This is a genomic window from Gemmatimonadaceae bacterium, from assembly GCA_019752115.1.
GTDB lineage: Bacteria > Gemmatimonadota > Gemmatimonadetes > Gemmatimonadales > Gemmatimonadaceae > Gemmatimonas.
On the sequence record JAIEMN010000019.1, the window covers coordinates 25,000 to 44,421 of the forward strand.

Annotated in this window: 15 protein-coding genes; 10 read left to right on the forward strand and 5 right to left on the reverse strand. The window is 67.0% G+C overall.

Translation table 11 applies throughout. The annotated features are described in order from the left end of the window. From dnaE to K2R93_08640, 8 genes are all read left to right on the forward strand, one after another. Positions 1 to 3,501 carry a DNA polymerase III subunit alpha gene (gene dnaE / locus K2R93_08605; GenBank protein ID MBY0489888.1) on the forward strand — a complete coding sequence of 1,167 codons (3,501 nt, stop codon included), beginning with the start codon at positions 1 to 3 and terminating at the stop codon, positions 3,499 to 3,501. Positions 3,502 to 3,531: 30 nt separating this feature from the next. After that, a complete protein-coding gene (locus K2R93_08610; GenBank protein MBY0489889.1) occupies positions 3,532 to 4,500 on the forward strand; it encodes an acetyl-CoA carboxylase carboxyltransferase subunit alpha in 969 nt (322 codons plus the stop codon). Between the two features lie 11 nt (positions 4,501 to 4,511). Then, positions 4,512 to 5,789 (forward strand): hypothetical protein, encoded by a 1,278-nt coding sequence (locus K2R93_08615; GenBank protein MBY0489890.1) that lies wholly within the window; start codon positions 4,512 to 4,514, stop codon positions 5,787 to 5,789. Between the two features lie 129 nt (positions 5,790 to 5,918). Then, on the forward strand, positions 5,919 to 7,466 hold the full coding sequence (gene metG / locus K2R93_08620) for a methionine--tRNA ligase (protein ID MBY0489891.1): 1,548 nt from the start codon (positions 5,919 to 5,921) through the stop codon (positions 7,464 to 7,466). A 128-nt stretch (positions 7,467 to 7,594) separates the two neighbouring features. After that, complete coding sequence (locus tag K2R93_08625; protein ID MBY0489892.1) at positions 7,595 to 9,448, forward strand: hypothetical protein; 1,854 nt, start codon at positions 7,595 to 7,597, stop codon at positions 9,446 to 9,448. Continuing rightward, complete coding sequence (locus tag K2R93_08630) at positions 9,448 to 10,011, forward strand: GspH/FimT family pseudopilin (GenBank protein ID MBY0489893.1); 564 nt, start codon at positions 9,448 to 9,450, stop codon at positions 10,009 to 10,011. The genes K2R93_08625 and K2R93_08630 overlap by 1 nt, the downstream gene beginning before the upstream one ends. Further along, the gene (locus tag K2R93_08635) at positions 10,008 to 10,439 is read left to right on the forward strand and encodes a hypothetical protein (GenBank protein MBY0489894.1); all 432 of its coding nucleotides are present in this window, start codon (positions 10,008 to 10,010) and stop codon (positions 10,437 to 10,439) included. Before K2R93_08630 ends, K2R93_08635 begins: the two co-directional genes overlap by 4 nt. Further along, positions 10,439 to 11,374 carry a prepilin-type N-terminal cleavage/methylation domain-containing protein gene (locus K2R93_08640; protein MBY0489895.1) on the forward strand — a complete coding sequence of 312 codons (936 nt, stop codon included), beginning with the start codon at positions 10,439 to 10,441 and terminating at the stop codon, positions 11,372 to 11,374. The genes K2R93_08635 and K2R93_08640 overlap by 1 nt, the downstream gene beginning before the upstream one ends. A 63-nt stretch (positions 11,375 to 11,437) precedes the next feature. On the opposite strand, the gene K2R93_08645 is transcribed toward K2R93_08640, so the two are convergent. The 3 genes from K2R93_08645 to K2R93_08655 are packed head-to-tail and all read right to left on the reverse strand — an operon-like array spanning position 11,438 to position 13,626. Next, positions 11,438 to 12,037 carry a LemA family protein gene (locus tag K2R93_08645; GenBank protein MBY0489896.1) on the reverse strand — a complete coding sequence of 200 codons (600 nt, stop codon included), beginning with the start codon at positions 12,035 to 12,037 and terminating at the stop codon, positions 11,438 to 11,440. A 13-nt stretch (positions 12,038 to 12,050) separates the two neighbouring features. After that, positions 12,051 to 12,821, reverse strand: a complete 771-nt coding sequence (locus K2R93_08650) for a nucleotidyltransferase domain-containing protein (protein MBY0489897.1) — start codon at positions 12,819 to 12,821, stop codon at positions 12,051 to 12,053. Continuing rightward, entirely contained in the window at positions 12,805 to 13,626 is an 822-nt protein-coding gene (locus tag K2R93_08655; GenBank protein ID MBY0489898.1) for a TPM domain-containing protein, read from the reverse strand. Before K2R93_08655 ends, K2R93_08650 begins: the two co-directional genes overlap by 17 nt. Positions 13,627 to 13,821: 195 nt before the next feature. Here K2R93_08655 and K2R93_08660 point away from each other — a divergent pair, with 195 nt between their 5' ends. After that, entirely contained in the window at positions 13,822 to 14,592 is a 771-nt protein-coding gene (locus tag K2R93_08660; GenBank protein ID MBY0489899.1) for a DsbA family protein, read from the forward strand. A 32-nt stretch (positions 14,593 to 14,624) separates the two neighbouring features. Next, entirely contained in the window at positions 14,625 to 15,914 is a 1,290-nt protein-coding gene (locus K2R93_08665; protein ID MBY0489900.1) for a hypothetical protein, read from the forward strand. A gap of 236 nt (positions 15,915 to 16,150) precedes the next feature. Here K2R93_08665 and K2R93_08670 read toward each other — a convergent pair whose 3' ends face one another. Together K2R93_08670 and K2R93_08675 are read right to left on the reverse strand one after the other, a co-directional pair. Further along, entirely contained in the window at positions 16,151 to 17,467 is a 1,317-nt protein-coding gene (locus K2R93_08670; GenBank protein MBY0489901.1) for a citrate:proton symporter, read from the reverse strand. Positions 17,468 to 17,470: 3 nt separating this feature from the next. Then, entirely contained in the window at positions 17,471 to 19,381 is a 1,911-nt protein-coding gene (locus K2R93_08675) for a CocE/NonD family hydrolase (protein ID MBY0489902.1), read from the reverse strand. Positions 19,382 to 19,422 lie beyond the last annotated feature (41 nt).

A 19,422-nucleotide genomic window follows, 5' to 3' on the forward strand; every position in this document is an offset into this window, starting at 1 on the left:
ATGTCGTTCGTCCACCTGCACTGCCACTCCGAGTACTCGCTCCTTGACGGGGCGAACCGGATTGATGACCTGATCACGCGCGCGCAGCAGTTCGAGATGCCGGCGCTCGCGATTACCGATCACGGTAACATGCATGCCGCCTGGGAGTTCCAGGAGAAGGCACGCAAAGCCGGCGTCAAGCCGATCCTCGGGATGGAGGCGTACGTCGCCCCCGGGGATCGCCGGACGCGCGGCCGACCGGCACCAGGCGTCAAGCCGTACTACCACCTCGTGCTGCTGGCCCGCGATCTCGTGGGCTACAAGAATCTCGTCAAGCTCACGTCGCTGGGGTACACCGAGGGGTTCTACACCAAGCCGCGCATCGACCGGGAGCTGCTGGCGGCGCACTCGGAAGGGCTGATCGTCTCCTCAGCCTGTCTGGCCGGCGAGGTGGCCACGCACCTGATGGACGATCGCATCGCCGAGGCCCGCGAGGCGGCGGCGTGGTACGCCGAGCTGTTCAAGGACCGCTACTACCTCGAGGTGCAGGCGCACACGAGCGAGGGGCAGGCCACGCTCAACGCCAAGGTGCTGTCGCTCGCCGACGATCTGGGGCTGCCCGTCATCGCGACGAACGATGCCCACTTCCTGAGCCACGATGATCATGAGGCGCACGACGTGCTCCTCTGCATCGGCCTGGGCAAGGATCGGAACGACAAGGATCGGATGAAGTACGACGACGGCCTCTACTTCAAGAGTGCCGACGAGATCCGGCCGTTCTTCCCCGGCCGCGAGGACGTGCTCACGAACACGCTCGCGATCGCCGACGCGGTGGATGTGCAGTTCGCCAAGAAGTACTACGTGCCGTCATTCCCGCTCCCCGACGGCGTGGCGACGGAGAATGACCTGCTGGTCCAGCTGGCCACCGACGGCGCGAAGGCCCGTTACGGCGATCCGCTCCCGGCGAACGTGCAGGAGCGGCTCGACTACGAGCTGGGTGTCATCACGAAGACCGGCTACTCCGGCTACTTCCTGATCACCGCCGACTTCATCAAGGCCGCGCGCGATCGCGGCATTCCGGTGGGACCGGGGCGTGGTTCGGCCGCCGGCTCGCTCGTGGCGTACGCGACCAGGATCACCGACGTCTGCCCGCTGGAGTTCGACCTGCTTTTCGAGCGCTTCCTGAATCCGGAGCGCGTGTCGATGCCCGACGTGGACGTCGACTTCTGCTTCGAACGGCGCGGCGAAGTCATCGAATACGTGCGGCAGAAGTACGGCAAGGACAGCGTCGGGCAGATCGTCACGTTCGGAACCATGAAGTCGCGCGCGGCCATCAAGGACGTGGGGCGTACGCTCGGCTTCACGCCCGCCGAAACGGACGCGCTGGCCAAGCTCATCCCGAACGCGCCGAACTTCTCGCTCACGGTGAAGGAGGCGATCGAGCAGGTCCCGGAGGTCAAGCAGTTCTACGAAAGCGATGCGCGCTATCGGCAGCTGCTCGACTTCGCGGTGCGCCTCGAAGGGCTCTCGCGCCACACGGGGGTGCACGCGGCCGGCGTCGTCATCGCGCCCGGCCCGCTCGATCAGTTCGTGCCGATCTGCACCCAGGCCACGAAGGGCTCCGGCTCCGACGGCGACGAACGCGTGATCGTGACGCAGTACGACATGACGGCGCTCGAAAAGGCCGGCATGCTCAAGATGGACTTCCTCGGCCTCACCACGCTGACCGTCATCACCGATACGCTCAAGGCGATCAAGGAGCGGTCGGGGATCGAGGTGACGCTCGAGGAGCGCGGCTTCACCGATCCGAAGACGTACGAAGTCCTGCGGGCGGGGCGCACCGGCGGGGTGTTCCAGTTCGAATCCCCGCTCGCGACCGACGTACTCAAGCGCATGCGCTGCGACCGGTTCGACGACCTCGTGGCGTCGAACGCGCTTCTGCGCCCGGGCCCGCTCGACGCCGGGATGCACAACGTCTACATCCGGCGCAAGCGTGGCGAAGAGCCCACGGTGTATCCGCTGCCGGAGCTCGAGCCGATCCTCTCGAACACCTACGGCGTCATCACCTATCAGGAACAGGTGATGCGTATTGCCCAGGTGCTCGCGGGCATCTCGCTGGCCGAAGCCGACGTGCTCCGAAAGGCCGTCGGCAAGAAGGATGCGGAGCTCATCAAGAAGGAGCTCGGCAAGTTCACCGAGAAGTCGATTGCGCGCGGCTACGATCCCAAGATCATCGAAGAGCTCGCGGGCCAGATCGAAACGTTCGGCCGGTACGGCTTCAACAAGTCGCACTCGGTCGCCTACTCGGTGGTGGCGTATCACACGGCCTTCCTGAAGACGCACTACCCGGCCGAGTTCATGGCCGCGCTGCTGTCGTCGAACATCGGGAAGACTGAAGAAATCATCAAATACATCGCCGAAGCCCGCGAAATGGGCCTCGAGGTGCTGGCGCCGGATGTGAATGAGTCCGGGTGGCGCTTCACGGTGGTGGGCGACAAGCGCATCCGTTTTGGCCTCGGCGCCATTCGCAACGTCGGACGCGGCGCGATCGACACGCTGCTCGAGGCCCGGAAGGACGGGCCGTTCACGAGCCTGTACGATCTCTGCTCGCGGGTAGACCTGCGGGTCTTCAACAAGCGGGTGTTCGAAGCGCTGATCGCCGCCGGCGCCTGCGATGCGCTGGGTGGTCACCGCGCGCAGCTGATCGCGGCGCTCGATGCGGCGATGAGCGAAGCGTCGCTGCAGCAGGAAGAAGCCGCCAAGGGGCAGGTCTCGCTCTTCGGCGACCTGCTGGGCGACGCGGCCGACAGCGCAACACCCACCAAAAATGCGACGGCACCGTCGCTTCCCAACACGCCGTCGTGGACGGAAAGCGAGCGGCTGCAGCGCGAGAAGGAGCTGCTTGGCTTCTACATTTCCGGGCATCCGCTCGAGCCATACCGAACAGAGTGCGAACTCTTCGCGTCGCATACGGTCTCGCAGCTCGGTACGTGGACGCCCGACCCGGTCACCATCGGCGTGGTGGTCACCGCGATCCGGAAACAGATCTCCAAGCGTTCCGGGGCCGAGTTCGCCCGGTTGACAGTGGAGGATTTTTCCGGATCTTCCGAAGTACTGGTCTTTCCGGAGGCGTGGGGCGTGATTGCTGAACGCATCCGTCCGGACGTGCCGCTGCTGCTCAAGGGTGGCTACTCCCGGAAGGATCAGGACGTCGAAAACGCTACGTTCATCGTGGATTCGGTCACGCGCTTCGCTGAGGTGCGGGCCAGCGGTGATCTGGCCGTGGCAATCGAGCTCGACCGGAGCCTCGATCTGCCGCCGGCGGTGATGGACGATGTGCGGGCCAAGGTGGAGGCGCATGAAGGATCGGCCCCACTGGAGCTGCGGTGGAAGGATGCGAGTGGCCGGGTCATCCGGTTCCGCTCGAAGTCGCTCACCGTGACCGCCTCGCCCGCCATTCTCTCGGATCTTCGCGCGCTGCTTGGCGCCGACCGGGTGCGCCTCGTGCGCACCGGTGGCTGACGAGCGCCGCGTCCCTTTTCCAGGATCGTCATGGCTGCTGCCCCGACTCTCGAGTTCGAGCGTCCGCTCGCGGAACTCGAAAAGCAGATCGAGGAGCTGAAGCGACTCGCCTCCGAGCGCTCGCTCGATGTGGAGGCGGAACTCGCTCCGCTGAACAAGAAGCTGGGCGAACTGCGCGTCCAGATTTACCAGAACCTCACGCCGCTGCAGCGCGTGCAGGTGGCGCGCATTGCCCGTCGGCCGTTCACGTCGGACTATATCCGGCTGGCGTTCACCGATTTCATCGAGCTCCACGGCGATCGCCTCTTCCGCGAAGATGCGGCGATCATGGCCGGCTGGGCGCGCCTCGACGGCGAAACGGTGATGGTGATCGGCCATGAACGCGGCCGCGACACCAAGGAGAACCTGAAGCGCAACTTCGGCATGCCGCATCCGGAGGGGTACCGCAAGGCGCTCCGGCTCATGAAGCTCGCCGAGAAGTTCCAGGTGCCGGTCATCACGTTCATCGATACGCCGGGCGCCTGGCCGGGGCTCGGCGCCGAAGAGCGCGGCCAGAGCGAAGCCATCGCGCGCAACCTGCTCGAAATGAGCGCGCTGCAGGTGCCGATCATCGCCACGGTCATCGGCGAAGGCGGCTCGGGCGGTGCGCTGGCGCTGGGCGTGGCTGATCGCGTCCTGATGCTCGAGAACTCGGTGTACTCCACGATTTCGGTCGAAGGGTGCGCGGCCATTCTGTGGAAGGATGGCAAGAGCCCGGAGATGCGGGAAAAGGCCGCGCAGGCGCTGCGCGTCACCGCCGCCGATCTCGTGGAATTGCGCGTTGTGGACGAGGTGGTGCCGGAGCCGGTGGGCGGGGCGCATGCGGATCATGCGGCCACGGCCAATGCGCTCAAGGACGCCCTCACGCACAATCTCGAAGAACTGCGTCGCCTCAAGCCGGACAAGCTCGTGCGACGTCGTCGCGAGAAGTTTTTGCGCATGGGCCAGTTCGCCGAGTAGGACGGGCCGCCGTGGCGCACCTCATCGAAGTCGCGTTCCGCGGCAATCGCAAGGAGTTCTTCTCGTGGGACGGTGAGACGCCGCCGCCGTTGCGCGCGGGCATCATCGTCGAAGCCGACCGCGGGGAAGACTTCGGGCGGGTGCACAGCACCGGCGAACTCGCCGAAGTGCGGTGCAAGGGGTGCGCGCATGGGTGCGGCACCGCGCCGCCGCCACGCAAGGCGTTGCGTCTGGCGACGCGTGAGGACGAAGCCGCGGATCGCGAGCTGACCGCCGAGAATGAAAGCGCCCGCCGCCAGGCGATGGAGCGCGTCAAGGCGAATCATCTCGTCATGAAGCTCACCGATGCCGAGTGGCAGTGGGACAAGCGCAAGCTCACGATCTACTTCACGGCGGAAAAGCGCGTCGATTTCCGCGGGCTGGTGCGTGACCTCGCGGCGCTCTTCCGCACGCGCATCGAACTCAAGCAGATCGGCGTCCGCGACGAAGCAAAGCGCCTCTCCGGTGTGGGGCGCTGCGGGCGCGAGTACTGCTCATCGAGTTGGCTCCCCGACCTGCGCCCGGTCAACCTCGGCGTCGCGAAGGATCAGAAGCTGTCGCTCAACCCGCAGCAGATCTCGGGCGCCTGCGGGCGGCTGATGTGCTGCCTGCGCTATGAGCATGAGTTCTACGTGATGAGCCGCCGCCGTTTCCCGAAGGAAGGGAAGATCCTGCAGACGTCGCGCGGTGAAGAGAAGGTGATCAGCTGCGACATCTTCCATGACCGCGTCACCCTGCGCACCGCCGAGGGCGATACGCGCGTCGTGGCACTCGCGGAGCTGAAGCAGGAGACCGAGGGCTTTGACGCGGCGGCCATGGGCGCCACGGCCGAATACGCTGTGCCGCAGGCCGCGACCGCCGCGAGTATCGAACCGCAGGTGGCGTCGATGCTCGACACCATGGAGTTCGAGACGTTCTCGCTCAGTCAGGCCATTACGGTCTCCGACGAGCCGGTCCCGACGCGTGCGGGGCCGGCGGTGGACGAACCACTGGTGAGCGGCATGACCGAGGAGTTCGCGGTGGTGCGGGCGGAGTTGGCGGCGCCGTCGACGGGCTCCGTGTCGGCTCCCGTGGATGCGGCATCCGAGAGCGCGACGGATGCGACGGCGGGCGAGGCCCCGCGGCGCAAGCGCCGGCGCGGTCGGCGCGGTGGGCGGCGGCTCCGGGCGGCGGAGGAGCGGCGGAAGGCGGAGGGGGGGGCGGAAGGTGAGGGGGCGGAGGACGACGAGGGCGAGAGTGATGAGGAGTGAGGGGTTGCCTTGGAGAGGCGAGAGGCGAGTGGGAGTATGAGCGTGAGGGGTGAGTTCGGCGCTCATCGCTCCGCCTCGCCTCTCCAACTCGATCTCGGTTCTCCAATGTCATCCCACTACATTCCGAAAATGCGCTTCTACCTGACCACCGCCATCGACTACGCCAACGGCGATCCGCATCTTGGGCACGCGCTCGAGAAGATCGGCGCCGATGTGATTGCCCGGTACCGCCGCCAGTGTGGCGATGACGTGCATCTGCTCATTGGCATGGATGAGCACGGGCAGAAGGTGCAGCAGACGGCGGCCAAGGACGGCGTCGATCCGCAGGCGTTCACGGACACGATCGCGGCGCGCTTTCAGGCGATGTGGGCCCGGCTGGGCATTTCGTACGATCAGTTCATTCGCACGACGAACGCCCATCACAAGAGCGCGGTCCAGCATCTGATCCAGCGGATCTTCGAGCGCAATCCCGACGATTTCTACGAGCGCTCGTACACCGGCATGTACTGTGTCGGCTGCGAAGCGTTCAAGCAGGACGCCGATATCGTCGACGGCAAATGCGTGCTGCATCCCACGCGCACGCTCGAGGAGGTCGAGGAGCGGAACTGGTTCTTCCGGCTCTCGAAGTACCAGGGCTTCCTGCAGGAGCTGTTGGCGACGAACCCGTCGTACATCGAGCCGGAGAGCCGGCGCAACGAGATCCTTGGTCTCTTGGCGCAGGGGCTCGAGGACATCTCGGCGTCCCGAGCGCGCCTGGATTGGGCGGTGCCCTTTCCGGTGGCGCTGTCGAATGGCGAGACGCAGGGGACGTACGTGTGGTTCGACGCGCTCCCCAACTACCTCACGGCGACGGGCTTCCCGGAGCCGGGGTACGAGCAGCGCTGGCCGGCCGATCTGCACATCGTGGGCAAGGACATCACCCGCTTTCATGTGGTGATCTGGCCCGCGATGCTCAAGGCGGCGGAGCTGCCGCTCCCCAAGCAGGTGTGGGCACACGGTTTTGTGCAGCTCGGCGGCGAACGCTTCTCCAAGAGCGCGGGCGTGAAGCTCGATCTGGGCGAGGCCATCGATCGGTTTGGGGCCGATGCGTTCCGGTATGTGCTCCTGCGCGAAGTGCCGTTCGATGGCGACGGCAACTTTTCGTGGGAGCGCTTTGAAGAGCGCTATACGAGCGATCTGGCCAATGCGTACGGCAACCTCGCCAGCCGCGCGATGGCGATGGTTGAGAAGTACTTCGATGGCGTGGTCCCCGCCGCGACGCGCCCGGCCGAAGAGGCGGAGGACGACACCGACCTGGCCGCGTACCATGCCGCCATGCATGGCGAACAGGGCTACCTGCTCCACGACGGGTTGACCGCCGTCTACCGCATGACGCAGCGGGCGAACGAATTCACCGCCGCCACGGCCCCCTGGGCGGTGGCCAAGGACCCGGCGCGCCGCGACGAGCTGGCCACGATCCTCGCCTCGCTGATCCGGCGGATCGCGCGGCAGACGGTGCTCCTGGCGCCGTTCATGCCCACCAAGGTCGAGGCGGTCTGGCAGCAGCTGGGGGCGCCCGGGAGCGCCGGCGGCCATCGATTCGACGCGCTGCCGGCCCTCGACCCGACCGGCTGGAAGGTGACGAAGGGGGAGGGGCTCTTTCCCCGCCCGGTCGCCGAGGGCGGCGCCAAGGCCTGACGCGACCAGGGGCCCGTCACACCGGGCCCCTGTTTCGTTTCAATGTATGAAGGGGCGTTCATTCTAAATATATCTTCATGAAGCCTCGATCGTTTGAGTGATGAAGTCTTCACTCGACGAGGTCGACCGTGTCTGTCCCCCGGGATGAGCGGCCACGCCGGCGCCGCGCCGGCTTTGCGCTCGAAGTCGTGCTCCTGATGCTCGTGATGTTCTCCGTGGTGGTCCTCGCCGGCCTGTCGGCGGTGACCACGATGGCGCGTACGTCCGATGCCGACTACAAGGGCGCGCGTGCCGGTTACGCTTCCGAAGGCGGTGCCGACGACATCATGTCGCAACTCGATGCGGCGATGCAGGACGGCATCATCGACGGCAGCGATATCGCCTCGATCACCACGCCGAACGTCCCCGGCTACCGGATGTCGCAGACCACGCAGACCACCGGCGTGCCGGTGTCGCGGACGATTTCGTCGGGCCCGTTCGCCGGCCTCTATTCGCTCAATCAGCCGATCGATATCACCGTCACCGCGCGCGACTCGTCGGGGAACAAGGCGAAGTCCGTGCTGTCGGTGAATGCGCAGACCATCCCGCTCTTTCAGTTCGGTGTGTTCTACGAGGACGACCTCGAGATCCTGCCCGGTCAGCCGATGACGTTCACCGGATGGGTGCACACCAACGGCAGTCTCTACCTCTCGTCGAACAGCGCGACCTTCCAGAGCAACATCACGACGCCGGACAGTGTGATGTGGCAGCGCAAGGACCGCAACGAGCGTCTGGGCGGCGTGCGTATCAACAACGCGAGTGGTACCGCCGTACTGCTCGACTTCGACGACCGAAGCGATCCGGGCGCGTCGTTCAAGACCAAGAGCGAGCAGAAGTTCAACGGGCGACTCATGAACCACAGCTACGGCGTCAAGCCGCTCAAGCTGCCGCTCCCCACGAACATGCCGCCGGTCACGCTTGTCCTGCCGCGCAGCGCCGGCGACAACGCCATGGTGCAGGATGTGAAGATGGCGTGGAAGGCCGACTGGTATCTCACAGTGAACGCGCGCGTGTTCGACATGGCCGATACCAACGCCATGAAGACCGCCTTCTGTGATTCCATTGCGCAGGTGCGCGCCCCCGGCCTCGAGGTGCCGAGTACGGCCGCGTGCCGGCGCATCTTCAAGCCGCGCGTCAACGCGTTCTACGAAGGGCGCGAGGATCTGCGCCCCGATCTGATCGACATTCACATGGACTCGCTCCGCCTCTGGAGCGATTCGGCGCCGGCGACCCGCTCGCCGCGCATCATCTACGTGAACGTGATCAACACCAACGTGAGCGCCAACAGCGACTACGTCGCCGTGCGTCTGCGCCAGGGCGCCCGGTTGCCCGCGTCGCGCACCGCCGCCGATACCGGCGGACTGACGATCACGACCGAACGGCCGGTGTACGTGCTGGGTGACTACAACACGACGGTCTGGCGACCGGCGGCCATTCTGGGCGATGCGATCACTTTCCTCTCCACCCCGCCCAATCCCAACATGGACGCGCGCACGTCGTGGCCGTCCGCGACCCGGTGCACGAGCACCAGCGCGGGGTGGTGCGATGTGAACCAGCAGGTGATGGACCAGAACACGGCGCGCGCCACAACGGTCAACGCCGCGCTGTTGATCGGGCACTCCGCCACGTCCTGTGACTACGCCCGAGCCGGATGCAGTTCGCCTGCCTACGGCGGCGGGCTCGAGAACCTGCCGCGCTTCCTGGAGAACTGGAACGCCGTGGTCTTCCGCTACACCGGCTCGCTCGTGTCCCTCTACCGGAGCCGCTTCGCCACCGGCCTCTGGGGCAATACCGCCAACGTCGGGTACGCGGCGGCGGGCTACTACTCGCCGCCGACACGCCAATGGAGTTTCGACGTGAACTTCCGCTTCCCCGAACGTCTGCCGCCGGGCACACCCTCGGTGGGCACCGTCCTCCAAACGGCGTTCCGGCCGCTCTACTGATGCCAACCCGGCACCGTCTCCGTCGCGGCTTCACCACGATCGAACTGATCGTGGTGATGGCCATTGTGGGCATCGTCTTCGGCATCGTCGCGCCGCGCATGCGGCTCTCGCGCGCCATGGAAGTGCAGCTGGCGGGGATGCAGCTCGCCCAGGACATCGATGTCGCCCGCACGCGTGCGCTGACCACACGGCAGATGGTGCGCATCTGCTTCGACTTTCCGAGCAAGTACGGCGGATATCTCGACACCGATGGCGACGGCCAGTTCGCCGAGTCTGCCGCCGAGTGGCAGGCGCTCCGCGCCTTTGGCGAGCGCGATCTGCCGCCACGCGTGGCCTATGGCCGCGGTTCGGCGCCCGCGGTGCCCGACAACGCAGACGGCGGCGATCGCACTTTTCCCGGCCGTCAGCTGCACTTCGACGCGCGGGGCCTCGTCACCCCGGTGACTGGCCGCGGCGTCGTGTATCTGCGCAGCACGGTGGACCCCACCGCAGTGGTGGCGGTGTCGGTCTCGGCCTCCGGCAACGCGCGTTTGTGGACCTATCGCAACGGACAGTGGCAATGATCCGCTTCGCTCATCGTTCACGCGCCTCGCGGACCCGTCGGTCGCGCGCCGGCTTCACCCTCTTTGCCATGGTGGTGGCGATCGTGCTGCTGGCCGCGGGGCTCTCCTCGCTGGCCACGGCGAACGCCAACACGGTCAAGCTGCAGACGCTGGCGCAGAATCGCACCAATGCGATTGCCATCGCCCGCGCCTACATCGAGCAGGTGCGCACGCGCGATCCGTGGCTGCTGCAATCGGAATCGCCGGTGCGGCTCAATGCCGATGGTACCGCGTCGGCGTCGGGCGCCTATACCCGCTCGCTCACCGTCACCACCACGCGGCAGAACCTGGTGCGCGTGGAAGTCCGCGTGGACTACCCACGTGCCACGACCCCGCTGCTGCTGACCACGTCGGTCTTCCGGGGCAACGGCCTCAACGGAGCGTCCTGATGCGACCCGCTGCCACTCGCCGCCGTCGCGGCTTCTCGCTCACCGAAGTGCTGATCTCCCTCACGCTCGCCATGGTCGTCGTGAGCAGCGCCACGGCGTTCGCCGTGCAGAGCTGGCAGACGCGGCGCGGCTGGACCGTGCGGGAGACCGTTGATCGGGACGCCCGCTTCGTAGGGCTCTCGATCGCGCGCGACGTGCAGGAGGCGGGGATCGCGCTGACCAGCACGCCCGTCTTCGCCAGCATGGACACGAACGGCGATACGCTCTCCGTGCTGAGTGTGCCGTACCAGCCGGCGGAAGCGCCCGTCTACCCGATCTACAACGACGGGGATACCCTGCCCACCTACCCGGCGGGCGGCACCTGTGGCGCGACCTGCATCGACTTTCAGAAGGTGGGGGGCACGTACGCCCTCGCCGCCGGCGATCTGGTGCGACTGCAGGTCGCGAACACCCGCCGGCTCCTGCTCCTCACCAGCGTGCAGAACGGCGCCGGGAATCTGTTCCGCATTCAGTTCCTGCCGGTGAATCGGCTGGTGAATCGGCCGTCGGGGCTCGACAGCCTGCTGCTGATGCGATCCGGAACCACGATCCAGAAGCTCAACGTGATCATGTACTACCGCGACGCCGGGACCAATCAGCTGATGCGCGCCAGCAGTTTGAACAGCCTCGGGCAACCGGTCGGTGCGGTGGTGGCCTCCAACGTCGAGGCCTTCAACGCCCGCCTGCTCTTCACCAACGGCACGGAATCCGTCACCTACAACGGCGTGGATGCCGACACGCTCAATGACGGCAACGATCTGATCGGCGCCAAGGTGCGAGCCAAGATCCGCAGCTTCCGCAGCGACCCCGCGGTCAACAACGGGCAACCGGTCGCGCGCTGGTACGAATGGCGGGTGGCCCCGCGCAATCTGCTTTACGAAAAGAATCGCATGTAATGCCGGAAACGCGACGAGGCCCCGTGTGGGTGTTCCACACGGGGCCTCGGCCGTTGGCGCCGCTTACTTCTTGTCGAAGTTGACCGTCGGCGCCGCGCGCGAGGCGGCGTCGGTCACCTCGAAGTACGTACGCGGCTTGGCACCGGTCACCTTGGCGGTGAGCACCTGCGGGAACTTGCGGATGTACTCGTTGTACTGCCGCACCGCCGTGTTGTAATCGGTCCGCGAGACGGCAATGCGATTTTCCGTGCCCGTGAGCTCATCCTGCAGCTTGAGGAAGTTCTCGTTCGACTTGAGCTGCGGATACGCCTCGACCGCCACCGTCAGCCGCCCAAGCGCGCCGGTGAGCTGCTGATTGGCATTCGCCAGCTCGGCCGGATCGGAGCCCCCCGGACGCTGGAGCGCGCCTACGAGACCGGCGCGCGCCTGCGTGACCTCGGTGAGCACCTTCTCTTCCTGGGCGGCAAAGCCCTTCACGGTGTTCACCAGATTCGGGATCAGATCCGCACGGCGCTGGAGCTGGGCATCGATGTTCTGCTTGGCCTGCTGCGCCTGCTCGTCGTACGACTGGATTGAGTTGTAGCCGCAGGCGCCGAGTGTCAGCGGCAGGGCGAGCCACAGGACAGCGGTGCGTCGGCGCAACGTGGACAGACGGGTCGACATGGCAAGAATTTCCTCAGGATTGAACCGGGGGAGAAACGACAGCGGCCGCCGGAACGGTCGGCGCGAAGTGATCGAGATACGACACCAACGTGGTCATACCCCCGAGGATCCCGGCGAGTACCACATCGGTCTCGCGAGGCTCCAGGGTGGCACCACGGCGCAACGCCGCGCCCTTCTGGAAAGGCGACGGGTCCAACCCCGTACGGCGGGCGACCGCCTGCAGTACGGCATCCGCATCGCGCGGTGGCACCTCGCCGTGGAGGCGCAGCACCGCCCGAAAAATCACCAGCAGCGTGCTCGCACTGGCGCGCAGCAGCTCCAGCTGGCGGGCATGATCGCTCCCCACCAGCATCACGCTGCGCCGGAAGCGGAGCAGCTTGCCCATCGCTTCCTGTTCGAGCTGCAACCGCAGGTCCTGCGTGGACACCTGAATGCCCTCGAGCGGCAGCGTCCCGGCCAGCACGCGGTGCTGTTCGAGGATGTCGGCATACTCCATGGGGAAGATGTCGGCACTGGCACGCCACTCGGCGGCCGTGAACGTGAGCACCGGCGGATGCCCCGCCTCCTGCCACGCCCGCATGGTCTGCCCGAGTGCGCGCAGCGTGTCGATGTGCAGCGCCCGGGCGATGACCATGACGTTGAGGTCGGACTGCCCCTGCACCTCCTCGCCACGCGCCGCCGAGCCGTAGAGCACGATGGCCTCGAGTTGCTCACCGTACGCCGCACGCAGCTGGCGCACGAGTTCATCGAGCGTCATGGACTTGTCGCTACCAGTCTGAGCCACCGCCACCTCCGCTGAAGCCGCCACCGCCACCGAATCCGCCAAACCCGCCACTGGAGCCGCCGAAATCCCCTCCCGACCACCCGCTGCCACCCGACCAGCTGCCGGTGCGAATGACCGGACCGCCAATCGGAATCGGGATGCATCCCACACAGCCCCGGCGGCGGCGCCCCATGGAACTGATCACGATGAACAGCACGAAGAAGATGAGCGCCCACGGAATGCGCACTGGCGATTCACGACCTCGACCGCGCGCCACCGGCGGCGCTCCGTCCAGCGTGACCCCGAACGCTTCGGCATAGCGCGCCGCGACCGCTTCGCTGATCTGCACCAGCGCGGCCGAATACTGGCGCGCCTGGAAGAGCGGGGTGGCGGCACGACAGATCGACCCGGAGGTGGCATCGGTGATGAAGCCTTCCGCCCCCTGCCCCGTTTCGATGCGGCAATGCCCGCGGCCGTCGGTGGACGTCTCCTTGGGCACCAACAGGATGATGACCCCGGCATTGCGCGCCTGATCGCCGATCTTGGCGTCGGCGCCGACCTTCCACTCGCGCCCGAGCCGCAGGGTGACCTCTTCGACCGGGCGCCCGCCGAGATCGGGAAGCGTGACGACGACCATGTCGCCACGCGTGGCCGCCTGCACCTGCTGCGCAAGCGCGCCAATGCGCGCCGACGCCTCGGGCGACAGGACGCCGGCGAAGTCGTTCACATAGCCCACCGGCTGCGGCAGGGCCGACCCGCTTTGGGCCATGAGCGGCCACGCCGCAGGCGCTGCCACCAGCAGCAGCCCCAGCATCCACCGAACCACGGAACGCAGGGTGGTCCCCCCGCAGAGAGTATGGCGCACTGAGTCGAACACGACTGTAAGGTAGAGGCACTACGGGGGCGTGCGGCAGCGTGTTTCGGCATGCCACCCGTGGGACGGATGCGGGTCGGGCGGCGACCGTGTAGGCTTCTCCGTGGGGCCGGTCTGGCCTCCCTTCCCACTTCTACCCTGCTCGACATGTTTCGACGCGCCGTTCGCCTCGCCACCGCCATGGTCCTGGTTGTCCTGCCCGCCGTGGTCGCCGCCTGCAGCAAGGGCGGATCCGCGTCCTCCGGGACGGCCGACAGCGCCCGGTCGGCGAGTGCGGCCGGAAAGCCGGCGACGACGGTGGCAGCGAGCGTGGTCCCGATGCCGAACGCGGCCCCCGACACCGGCATCGATTCGGCGACGGTGGCGAACGCCGATCGCGGCCGCGTGCAGGGACCCGACACGGCGATGTGGGTCGTGATGATCAGCGACTTCCAGTGCCCGTACTGCAAGCAGTGGCACGACTCGTCGATGAAGCGGCTCGAGCGCGACTACATCGCGCCGGGGAAGATTCACTTCGCGTATCTCCACCTGCCGCTCTCGTCCATTCACAAGCACGCCCGCGTCGAAGCCGAGGCGGCGATGTGTGCCAGTGCGCAGGGGAAGTTCTGGCCGTATAGCGAGGCGCTGTTTGCGGCTCAGCCCACCGTGGGGGCGATGGAGAGTGTGGAGCCGCTGCTCACCCGCATCGCCACCGACCTCAAGCTGAACGCCGCCGCGTTCGCGACCTGCCGCAAGGGCAATGCGGTGCGCGCGCTGGTCAACAACGACATTCAGCAGGCGACGCAGTCGGGCGTGCAGAGCACGCCCTCGTTCATCATCGGCGAGTTCCTCGTGCAGGGCGCCTTGCCCTATGCGGACTTCCGCAAGGCGATCGATACGGCTCTCGTGATGCGCGCCAAGAAGCGGAAGGCGCCCTGAACTCGCTGGTCCGCCTCGCCTACGCGGGAGGCATGGCCGCCGCACGAGCGGCCAGCTGGATCGCGCCGGCCTCCGATCACAAGGTCGCCCGCTCGCTGCGCGCGCGACGGGGCCTGCTGACACGCTGGGAACGCGACGCCGCGCGCGTGCGCACCACGCACGCCCCACTGGTGTGGTTCCACGCGCCCTCGGTTGGCGAAGGGCTGCAGGCTCGGCCGGTCGCGCAGGCACTGCGCGCCGCGCATCCGACCGTGCAGCAGGCGTACTCGTTCTTTTCGCCCAGCGCCGAGTCGTTCGCCCGGTCGATCGCGGCCGACGTCTCCGGCTATCTGCCCTTCGACACGGAGGACGCGGCCGATCGCCTGCTCGACGCGCTGCGTCCGGCCGCGCTGGTGTTCGTGAAGCTCGATGTATGGCCCGTGCTGGTCCACCGCGCGAAGGTGCGTCGCATTCCCGTGGCCCTGCTCAGCGCCACGCTCAGTGCCGCCTCGGGACGCCGCGGGGCCATGTCGCGGTGGCTGCTGCACGACGCCTATCGCGCGCTCGACGCGGTCGGCGCCATCGATCCCGACCATGCAGCACGCCTCGTGGACTTGGGGGTACGTCCCGAGGTCATCGAGGTGATGGGCGACACCCGCTTCGATCAGGTGCACGAGCGCGCCGCGCGGGCCGATCGCACGCGCGCGCCGCTGTCGCTGCTCACCTCGGTACGCCCCACGCTCGTGGCGGGCTCCACGTGGCCCGCCGACGAAGCCGTGCTGCTGCCGGCCTGGCGTGCGCTGCGCGCGCGGCTGCCCGACGCGCGCCTCATCATTGCCCCGCACGAGCCCACCGCCGCGCACTGCGCCCCCATCGAATCGTGGGCCGCAGCGGAGGGGCTCACACTGTCGCGCCTCACGGCGATCGAGCAGCGCGGCGCCATCGATACCGCCGACGTCGTGCTGGTGGACCGCGTCGGCGTCCTCGGCGATCTCTATGCCATGGCCAACGCGGCCTTCGTGGGCGGTGGCTTTCATGCGGCCGGGCTCCACTCGGTCATCGAGCCGGCCGCGTTCGGCGTCCCGGTCCTCTTTGGCCCCGGACACCAGATGAGCCGCGAGGCCGGCCTGCTGCTCGCCGCCGGCGCGGCCCGGTCGCGCCCCGACGCCGCCACGCTCGCCGACGACCTCTACGCCTGGCTCAGCGACGGCGGCGCCTGGCGCCGCGCCGGGCGCCTGGGCCGCGACCTCGTCGAAGCCGAGCGCGGCGCCACCGCGCGGGCGCTCACCATCGTCGAACGGCTGGCGGGTCTCTCCATCGCCTCGCCGAAGCGACTCGGATAGCTGGCGTGGATGCGTGGGGGCCTCCGCCGACTGTCGGGGGATGGCGCGGATCGGTGAGGGATTTAGTGGATCACCGAAACAGCATTTAAGGATTTCACAGGATTCCACGGATCTCGCGGATCGCTCGGAGCAATCCCAAGCATCCGCGAGATCCCCACATGCTGTTTCGGTGATCCCCCCAATCCTCCACAAATCCTATTTGATCCCAACACCAGACCCGGCCCAAAACTCAAGGCTCACCCGGCATGCCCCGCAAACGGCACGATACCGATCAGCAAGGCCGCCGCGAGGAGCACCAGCGACACGATGAGCGCGAAGCGTAGCGTAAAGCGCTGATGCTGATCGAAGTCGATGCCCACCAGCCCTACCAGCAAAAACGTGGACGGCACGAGCGGGCTGAGGAGATGCACCGGCTGACCGATGAGTGAGGCCCGGGCCATTTCGGCGGCCGTGATGCCATAGGTGGCACCGGCCTTCGCCAGCACCGGCAGCACGCCAAAGTAGAACGCGTCGTTCGAGATGAAGAACGTGAATGGGATGCTGAGCACACCCGTCACGATCGCGAGGTATGGCCCGAGGGCCGGTGGCACCAGATGCACGACGCTCTCGGCGATCGCGTCCACCATCTTGGTGCCGCTCAGGATGCCGGTGAATACCCCGGCGGCAAAGATCAGCCCCACCACCGCCAGGACGTTGGCCGCGTGGCGTGTGAGCAGCGCCTTCTGTTCGGCGATCGAGGGATAGTTGAGCAGCAACGCGATCGCGAAGCCGAGCATGAAGAGCACCGGTAACGGCAGCACCGCCATCACCAGCGCGACCAGCAGGACCGCGGTGAGCAGCGCGTTCACCACGAGGCGATCGGGGCGGCGATGCGACCGGTCTTCGTCATCCATCGCGAGGCCGCCCTCGTCGGTGGTGATATCCACAGCGCCCGCGTGCGCCGCGAGCCGCACGCGCTCGGCGACCCCCAGTCGATACGCGAGGAACAGGATGCCCAGCACCCCTACTGCCATCGCCGGAATCATCGGCGTGAAGACCTGCCCCACATCGATGGCCAGCGCACTGGCGGCGCGGGCCGTGGGGCCGCCCCAGGGGAGCAGGTTCATGACGCCGCTCGCGAGCATCGTGACGCCGGCGAGCACCGCTGGGCGCAACCGCAGTGAACGGTAGAGCGGCATCATGGCCGCTGTGGTGATCATGTACGTGGTCGAGCCGTCACCGTCGAGCGAGACGAGCAGCGCCAGCACGGCCGATCCGACCACGACCTTGACCGGGTCGCCGTGCACGAGGGCCACCAGCCGGCTGACGAACGGTTCGAAGAGGCCGGCGTCGAGCATGATCGCGAAATACAGAATCGCGAACATGAGCATGACGCCGGTGGGCGCGAGCTTGGTCACGCCGGCCACCATCATCGCACCGAGCTCGGGCGCAAAGCCAGCGAGGAGCCCGAACACGACCGGCACCACAATCAACGCCGTGAGCGGCGAGAGGCGTCGCGTCATGATGAGCGTCATGAACGTGACGACCAGGCCATAGGCCAGGAAGGTCAGCATCGCTCAGCGGGCCGGTGCGAGCGGCAGCACGATGTGCGACGGATACGCCGCCGAATGCTGCACGGCGATGTTCGTCGGGATCATGCGGCGGTTCTTGCCCAATGGTTCGCCGGTGTTCGGATTGACATCAAAGCGCGGGAAGTTGCTGCTCGAGATATCCACCCGGATGCGGTGCCCCTTCTTGAAGACGTTGGCCGTGGGGAACGGCTTGATCGTGAACTCGTACACCTTGCCCGGCTGGAGCAGCACGGCGCGTTCGCGCGTGGCCCGATAGCGACCGCGGATGATGGCGTCGGTGAGATTGAGATCGAATCCACCAGGCCAATCGACACTCGACGGATACACGTCCACGAGCTTGGCGGTGAAGTCGGCATCGACCGTGCTGGCGGAGGCGTAGAGCGTCACCGTGATCGGGCCGATGATCGTCATGTCCTCGGTGAGCGGCTCGGTCTGGAAGACCACCACATCCGAGCGGGTGCGGAGCGGCAGCCACGGCGCCTGCGAGGGCGGGAAGCGCGGATCCTCGCGCTGGTTGTAGGCGCCGTCCTTGAGACGCGCCGATGATCCGCCGCCGATGGTGGGGACCGGATGGCGCGGGTCGAAGGTGTAGGTGGTGTGCGACGCCGCCGCGGTGGGCTTCCGGGGTGACAGGGAGCCGTCGGCGTGGAAGTACCACGGCTGGAACTTCGTGCCGGCCAGGGGCCACTCATTCGCATTACGCCAGTAGCCGCCGTGCATGAGTCGGCCGTTCGCATCCTTGCGGCCGTCGCCGGTGCCCATCACGAAGAGACGCACCGCCGCGTCGTCGCGGGCGCCGGCCTTGGCGTCCTTGAGCGTGTAGTCGAACCAGCGGACGGTGTAGTCGGCTTCGAAATCCGGGATCGCCGCGCTGTCGCCGAACGCGACATCGCCGGCGTAGGGGCGCGTGTTGCCGTGGTGCGTCCACGGCCCCACCAGAATGCGTTGCGGCGTCTTCTTGAGTGCGCGCAGCGCGCTGAAGTTTTCGAAGGTGCCGGCGAGGAAGATGTCGTACCAGCCGCCCACATGCAGCATGGGGACATCGGCGGTCTCACGGTAATGCTCGTTCCACGCGAGCATCGGATCCTTCCAGAACGCGTCGTAGTCGGCGTGTTCGAAGAAGTCGAGGTACCACGCCTCGTACTGTGGAGCAACGGAGAGCGGGTTGAGGCCGCGACGGAACGGCTGCACGCCGTACCAGTCCTCCACCTTCTCCTTCGTGAGCAACGCCTTCACGTCGGGCGTGCGCGCATCGGCGAGCAACTGGCTCCAGGCCCATGTGAGCTGGCGCCCCATTTCGTAGGTGCCACGATAGCGCACGCCATGATCCCAGCCATTCGACATGCCGCCCATGTTGATCAGCAGCGAGGCAAGCGCGGGCGGCCGATACTGGGCCGCGCCGGCTTCTTCATGCGCGGCGAACGATGTGCCGAACATCCCCACCTTACCGTTCGCATAGGGCTGCTTCGCGAGCCACTCGATGGTGTCGTAGCCATCGGTCGCATCGATCGGCTGCACCTTGCTGAACTCGCCCTCCGATTTGTATCGGCCGCGCGTATCCTGCAGCGCGACGACGTAGCCGCGTTCGCAGTAGAAGGTGGCCTGCAGCGTCAGCGATTCCTTGTTGTACGGCGTGCGGTTGAGCAGGACCGGCAGCTTCTCGGAAAGCGGCACGCCGTTCCGGACCGGCCGATACAGGTCCGTCGCCATCCGCTTCCCGTCGCGCATGACGACGAGACGGTCGGTTTCGGTCTTCTGGCAGTCGTACTGCTTGGGGCTGGACGGCCACCCCTTGGGCGGCATGTACTGGGCGTCCTGTGCCGGGAGCAGGGGCGCACGGGCGAGCAGACAGGTGGCCAGCAGGGCGGCCGCCGGGAATCGCGGTGTCTCGGGCATAGGAGAAACTGTCGCGCCGTCCACACGAACGCCACGCGAAA

Excerpts from the sequence above, each read along its gene's own strand:
- dnaE (MBY0489888.1), top strand. The coding sequence starts at position 1 with ATGTCGTTCGTCCACCTGCACTGCCACTCCGAGTACTCGCTCCTTGAC.
- K2R93_08610 (MBY0489889.1), top strand. The coding sequence starts at position 3,532 with ATGGCTGCTGCCCCGACTCTCGAGTTCGAGCGTCCGCTCGCGGAACTC.
- metG (MBY0489891.1), top strand. The coding sequence starts at position 5,919 with ATGCGCTTCTACCTGACCACCGCCATCGACTACGCCAACGGCGATCCG.
- K2R93_08630 (MBY0489893.1), top strand. The coding sequence starts at position 9,448 with ATGCCAACCCGGCACCGTCTCCGTCGCGGCTTCACCACGATCGAACTG.
- K2R93_08635 (MBY0489894.1), top strand. The coding sequence starts at position 10,008 with ATGATCCGCTTCGCTCATCGTTCACGCGCCTCGCGGACCCGTCGGTCG.
- K2R93_08640 (MBY0489895.1), top strand. The coding sequence starts at position 10,439 with ATGCGACCCGCTGCCACTCGCCGCCGTCGCGGCTTCTCGCTCACCGAA.
- K2R93_08645 (MBY0489896.1), bottom strand. The coding sequence starts at position 12,037 with ATGTCGACCCGTCTGTCCACGTTGCGCCGACGCACCGCTGTCCTGTGG.
- K2R93_08660 (MBY0489899.1), top strand. The coding sequence starts at position 13,822 with ATGTTTCGACGCGCCGTTCGCCTCGCCACCGCCATGGTCCTGGTTGTC.
- K2R93_08665 (MBY0489900.1), top strand. The coding sequence starts at position 14,625 with ATGGCCGCCGCACGAGCGGCCAGCTGGATCGCGCCGGCCTCCGATCAC.
- K2R93_08670 (MBY0489901.1), bottom strand. The coding sequence starts at position 17,467 with ATGCTGACCTTCCTGGCCTATGGCCTGGTCGTCACGTTCATGACGCTC.
- K2R93_08675 (MBY0489902.1), bottom strand. The coding sequence starts at position 19,381 with ATGCCCGAGACACCGCGATTCCCGGCGGCCGCCCTGCTGGCCACCTGT.